The 4,652-nt window shown below is 46.8% G+C and carries 6 protein-coding genes; 3 read left to right on the top strand and 3 right to left on the bottom strand.

All coding sequences use genetic code 11. The features are described from left to right. The first annotated feature begins 462 nt into the window (after window positions 1–462). The 3 genes from ALO64_RS08920 to ALO64_RS24110 all read left to right on the top strand — a co-directional run bounded on the left by ALO64_RS08920 (window position 463) and on the right by ALO64_RS24110 (window position 2,881). Window positions 463–1,032, top strand: coding sequence for a replication/maintenance protein RepL (locus ALO64_RS08920; protein ID WP_054991700.1), 570 nt, complete (start codon window positions 463–465; stop codon window positions 1,030–1,032). A 66-nt stretch (window positions 1,033–1,098) separates the two neighbouring features. After that, window positions 1,099–2,013, top strand: coding sequence for a HindIII family type II restriction endonuclease (locus ALO64_RS08915; RefSeq protein WP_054991699.1), 915 nt, complete (start codon window positions 1,099–1,101; stop codon window positions 2,011–2,013). 13 nt (window positions 2,014–2,026) lie between these two features. After that, window positions 2,027–2,881: a DNA-methyltransferase gene (locus ALO64_RS24110; RefSeq protein WP_094195081.1), complete on the top strand. Its 855-nt coding sequence runs from the start codon at window positions 2,027–2,029 to the stop codon at window positions 2,879–2,881. A 26-nt stretch (window positions 2,882–2,907) separates the two neighbouring features. Here ALO64_RS24110 and ALO64_RS08910 read toward each other — a convergent pair whose 3' ends face one another. Genes ALO64_RS08910 through ALO64_RS24105 form a run of 3 tightly spaced genes read right to left on the bottom strand, consistent with a single transcriptional unit; the run spans window position 2,908 to window position 4,646 of the window. Next, a complete protein-coding gene (locus tag ALO64_RS08910) occupies window positions 2,908–3,225 on the bottom strand; it encodes a hypothetical protein (protein ID WP_054991698.1) in 318 nt (105 codons plus the stop codon). Continuing rightward, a complete protein-coding gene (locus ALO64_RS08905) occupies window positions 3,222–3,533 on the bottom strand; it encodes a hypothetical protein (RefSeq protein ID WP_054991697.1) in 312 nt (103 codons plus the stop codon). Before ALO64_RS08905 ends, ALO64_RS08910 begins: the two co-directional genes overlap by 4 nt. Window positions 3,534–3,545: 12 nt before the next feature. Further along, window positions 3,546–4,646 (bottom strand): MobA/MobL family protein, encoded by a 1,101-nt coding sequence (locus ALO64_RS24105; protein ID WP_094195080.1) that lies wholly within the window; start codon window positions 4,644–4,646, stop codon window positions 3,546–3,548. Window positions 4,647–4,652: the final 6 nt, after the last annotated feature.

Below are 4,652 nucleotides of genomic sequence, written 5' to 3'. Positions count from 1 at the left end.
ACGAAGCGCGCAGGCCGAAGGCGCGACCTGAAGGAGCGAAGCAGCCGCATACCGACTTGTGTTATGCGCTGTATTGGACGGCGCACAGCGACTGGAAGGACGCTCAATCTTGCGCAGGATAACGTTGTTTGATCCAACGTCCTAACGCGCTTCGCTTGTTGGGCGTCTGCCCGCACAGCGCCCGCGTAGCGGTCACTGTACTGTCAGCCACCTTTGTCTTGGCTAACAGCTTTTTTTCTGAACTCTGGAAGCTGGATCAAAGGCAAAAACCAAGCTGAGATCAAACGCGTAGTAACAGAGTGAGAGGTAAACAGCCCTTTCGACCATATCCCACGGGGAAAGTCGAGACAAACTCAGGACTTCACGAGACAAACGCAGGATATCGTGGGACATAAATAGCTTGTTTTTTGTCTTTGATAAGAATAGATTGTGTCTCACCAAAGGACAAAAATGGCTTGCGATATGTCTACAACGATTAACCTCCGTAAGCTCGAATACAGCCCCTTAGCGAACCCTCTGCTGGAACCTACAGAGGTGACTGTCAAAAAGCGCTACGTGAAGACAGGCACGTCAGAGGAACTGGTAAGTACATCGACAGGGGAGATCCGCCAGACAGCTGCGATCTACACCGTAGATGAACGTGATGACGCCTCCTTCGTAAAGGTTTTTGCTGCTGGTGTGGCAGCTGCATACGACCTTGGCCGTACTGCATCACGGGTTTTCCAGCTAGTGCTACAAGAATATGAGCGGTCCCCTATGCGTCAGGGCTTCGCCGAAAGCATCGAGCTAGCATGGTTTAACGATGGGTTATCTGGCCGTTCTGTAGATATGAGCGAAAAAACATTTCAGCGAGGACTCAAAGAGCTTTTGGCGAAGCAATTTTTGGCTCCTAGATCCCCGTCCACCTTTTGGGTCAATCCAGCTCTATTCTTCAAGGGAGATCGGGTAAAATTCATTACTGAATACCGCAGGAAAAGTACTCATATGAATTCTACCTTGATAAAGGCCAATGCCAAATCAGGAACGCAATAGCGAATTTCTATTAAAAATCTAATAACATAAAATGGCATTCCCATAAATTTTTGAAAGGATTGATTAATGTTGGAAGTAATAACGAAAAATGCGATTGTCAGAAGAGTGTATTGGGTAGAAGAAGTAAGAAAACTTAGTGGAAATTTTGGTGTAGATTCCGAACGCTTAGAAAGAGAGTTAGGAGAAGAAATAAAAACGGATGGCTCTACTGCTTTGATAGACCATCTTCGGCTTTCCGGCGATATTCCAGAATCATATGACCATGACTCTAGTGAAGAAAAATTATACTCTAAATATACAGATGCATTACTATCCGAATCATTTAAAGCAATGGGCTTTAAAAGCCTTGTCTTAACCGAGCGAGCAGATGCCGCTGATGTAGAGGTCTTTGCGAAAGATTATAGCTTTGTAGCTGATGCAAAAGCGTTTAGACTTAGTCGCACCGCAAAAAATCAAAAAGATTTTAAAGTGCAAGCAATGGATGGTTGGAAACGCGGTAAGCCTTATGCAATGGTAGTTTGTCCTATATATCAGTTGCCAACTAAATCAAGCCAAATCTATGAACAAGCAAGTTCTAGGAACGTTTGCATTTTCACCTATTCGCACCTTGCTATGCTATTTTCATACTCTTTACTAGAGGGTCATGAAAAAGCTGAAGAATTATTAGAGCTGATATTTAAATCAATTCCGGCGCTTAATCCTTCAAAAGAAGCCTACTCCTATTGGTTCGCTATAAACAAAACAATGCTCAGCTTCTCTAGCAAAATTGAAGATTTGTGGAAGGCAGAAAAGCAGGCTGCAATCGAATCAATAGTCATCGCAAAAGAGGAAGCACTTATCTATCTTGCTAAGGAACGCGAGAAAATCATGCGTATGAGCCATGCCGAAGCGCTATCTGAACTTGTAAGAGTGCATAAAATAGAAAGCAGAATAAAAGTGATAAACTCCGTTTCCAGCAATGCAATTTTGGCAATAAGGTAGATCGAAGATGTCGATGGCAGAATTCAAAAACAAAATCATTCAAGGTGACTGCCTTGATGTGATGAAAAAAATTTCTGATGGCTCAGTTGATATGGTATTGACCTCACCTCCATATGATAATTTAAGGAATTACAAAGGATTTATCTTTGAGTTTGAAGCTATAGCAAAAGAAATTTATAGAATAACCAAAGACGGAGGTGTTGTTGTCTGGATTGTTAACGATGCAACTGTTTCAGGAACCGAAACTGGAACCAGCTTTTCGCAAGCTTTATTTTTTAAGGAAATTGGTTTTAATCTTCACGACACAATGATTTTTAGAAAGAGAAACCCTATTCCACAAATTTATCGTCGCCGATATAATAATGAATTCGAGTACATGTTTGTTTTCAGCAAGGGTGTTGTGAAAACGCATAATCCGATAATGGTTGACTGCTTGCATGCTGGGCTAGAACTTGGTAGTACAACGTATAAAAACTATTCAAAAACTGAACAGAAAAGAGGAAAAATAGCCAATCCGGTAAAGGCTCAAAAAATTAAAGGCAATATATGGGAATATGTCGTGGGCAAAAACCTCGAAGATCAAGAGGCTAAAAAGCATCCAGCGCCATTTCCATGTGAACTTGCTAGAGATCATGTCTCTTCTTGGTCAAACGAGGGAGATACAGTTCTAGATCCTATGTGTGGAAGCGGGACAAATTGCAAAGCAGCTAAGCAGCTTGGTCGAAACTTTATAGGTATAGATATTAGTCATGATTATTGTGAAATTGCTAAGAATCGCGTAGGCAATACCGAAATTCAAAAAGAGCAGCTCATGCTAGATATTTCTCCAAAAAATCCTAAATCAGTTTCAAATAATGGAGGACTTTAGAGACTATTGCATTGTCTTTCCAAGGCTTAATAGCCTTGGGGGATCATCCAGTTATCATCCTTCCCCACGCCAAACCCGCCTTTGCTTTTGTTAGCATCAACATCATTTTTTACACATAGCCTGCGGGCATCCCCGCAGTTAGAAAATTGAATCTTGCCTCCACGTCGCTCAAGATTGGCAACGGTAGATCTCAAATCCATGATCTCCCCTGGGCTTGGTACAAAGATCCTCGCCAGGCCAACAGTGGTAGCCAGCATAAGGCAGGTCACGATGACTAATAACCCAAAAAACCTTCCACTCAACGAATTTTTAGTGTGGTGCAGTTGTTTGTCAGCGTCGATCACTCGCTCTGTGACCTCCTGGAGCGCATTTGTAGCCGGATTAATGCTTGCCCAAGGGTAGAGCGGGTTTGTTCGCTAACGCGCTCCAGAGCGGCCTTAATGCCTTGCTCGACCGCGCTTTGAGTGGCTTTCTGAATGGTATTGGCAGCGCTTTGCGAGGCTTGCTCGATGGCTACAGCCGCTGTACTAGCCCGGACAATGAGCGCATCCAGCTCGATTTGCCGAATCGCGAGCTTTGACAGAGCCGTATCAACGGCTTTCTGTTGCTCCTCGGCAATTGCCATCAAACCAAACAATGTTTGCTCATCCATGCTGAAAACGTCCTACATGCTGAAATCAGGGCCGTTGTGACCGGACTTTGGCGCAGGGCAATAGGTCGGTACCTCCCGCGTTTTTTTACGAGACGGGTTTTCTGCATCGTGTCGCGCTTGTCGTTGCTTATTGTGCTCATACAACTGTGCAGTTTCGTGCAGCTTTGCAAGGCGCTCACGCTCACGATTTGCATGTTCCTCATGCAGACGCTTGCGCTCAGCTTTGATCCCGGCCTCTATCGCCTGGCTGTGATCAAACCGCGCTCGAAACGCTGCCATACCGTCCAAGGCCATGGTTTCGCGCNNGCGAGCTTGCTCAATACTGATTACCTGAGCCGAAACTTGGCGCAAAGCGAGCCGGTCGGCTACTAACTGGCGACTGTCGTCATTCGCCGCTGCACGCCCTAATGCGCCTAGAGGCGCCCGACCAGCACGCGCCGCTTCGCGACGGATTTGCGTCACCCGCGGCCCCTCATGTTGGGTTGCCGGCCGGTCTAGGAGAGCAGCGCGGTCCTGATCGCCGACGACAAGCGCGGCCTGATACTGATCGACCAGTGAACGTCGATCAACACTGCAATCCAAACCGGCATAATCGAGTGCGTTATTGGTTTGGTCCTCAACCAAGATTCGTATCCACTCGATCTCCCGCGGCCCCTGCTTTACGTCATCCAGTTCACGGGTTTTAGCCCCTAACTGCCCAGACGCCTCAAGGCGGCGAGTGGTCATGAGAATGTGTACGTGGTGATTTCTTTGGTCACCTTCGCGGCCTGGATCATGCACTGCGAAAGTTCCTGCGGTGCCATAGCGATCGGCAAGATCCTGGGCTATTGATCGCGCCAAGTCGCGTCGACCATCCGCATCTAGCTCGTGGGGCAGGGCTACCAGCACCTCACGGGCGACGCGAGCATTACGGCGCTTCTCTGCGACCTCTGCCTTGTTCCACAATTCAGTGCTGGATTGAGGAACAAAACCTTTGGGAGCAAACGACTCGACATGATTGACGCCGGAGCGTCGTGAATAGTCGTGAACGTCTCCGGTACGCATGTCCAAAATCCGTTCGGCATTGCGATAGGCAGCCGCAGCCGTGGCGGAACGCCCACTGCTTCGGCTGATCGGTTA

It is taken from the genome of Pseudomonas meliae, from assembly GCF_001400515.1.
Taxonomy (GTDB): domain Bacteria; phylum Pseudomonadota; class Gammaproteobacteria; order Pseudomonadales; family Pseudomonadaceae; genus Aquipseudomonas; species Aquipseudomonas amygdali.
The sequence above is the reverse complement of the archived record's forward strand: the minus strand, read 5'-3'. Positions and strand labels throughout refer to the sequence as shown.

What these genes read in the sequence shown, in the direction of transcription:
- ALO64_RS08920 (WP_054991700.1), top strand. Translation starts at nt 463, where the DNA reads ATGTCTACAACGATTAACCTCCGTAAGCTCGAATACAGCCCCTTAGCG.
- ALO64_RS08915 (WP_054991699.1), top strand. Translation starts at nt 1,099, where the DNA reads ATGTTGGAAGTAATAACGAAAAATGCGATTGTCAGAAGAGTGTATTGG.
- ALO64_RS24110 (WP_094195081.1), top strand. Translation starts at nt 2,027, where the DNA reads ATGGCAGAATTCAAAAACAAAATCATTCAAGGTGACTGCCTTGATGTG.
- ALO64_RS08905 (WP_054991697.1), bottom strand. Translation starts at nt 3,533, where the DNA reads ATGGATGAGCAAACATTGTTTGGTTTGATGGCAATTGCCGAGGAGCAA.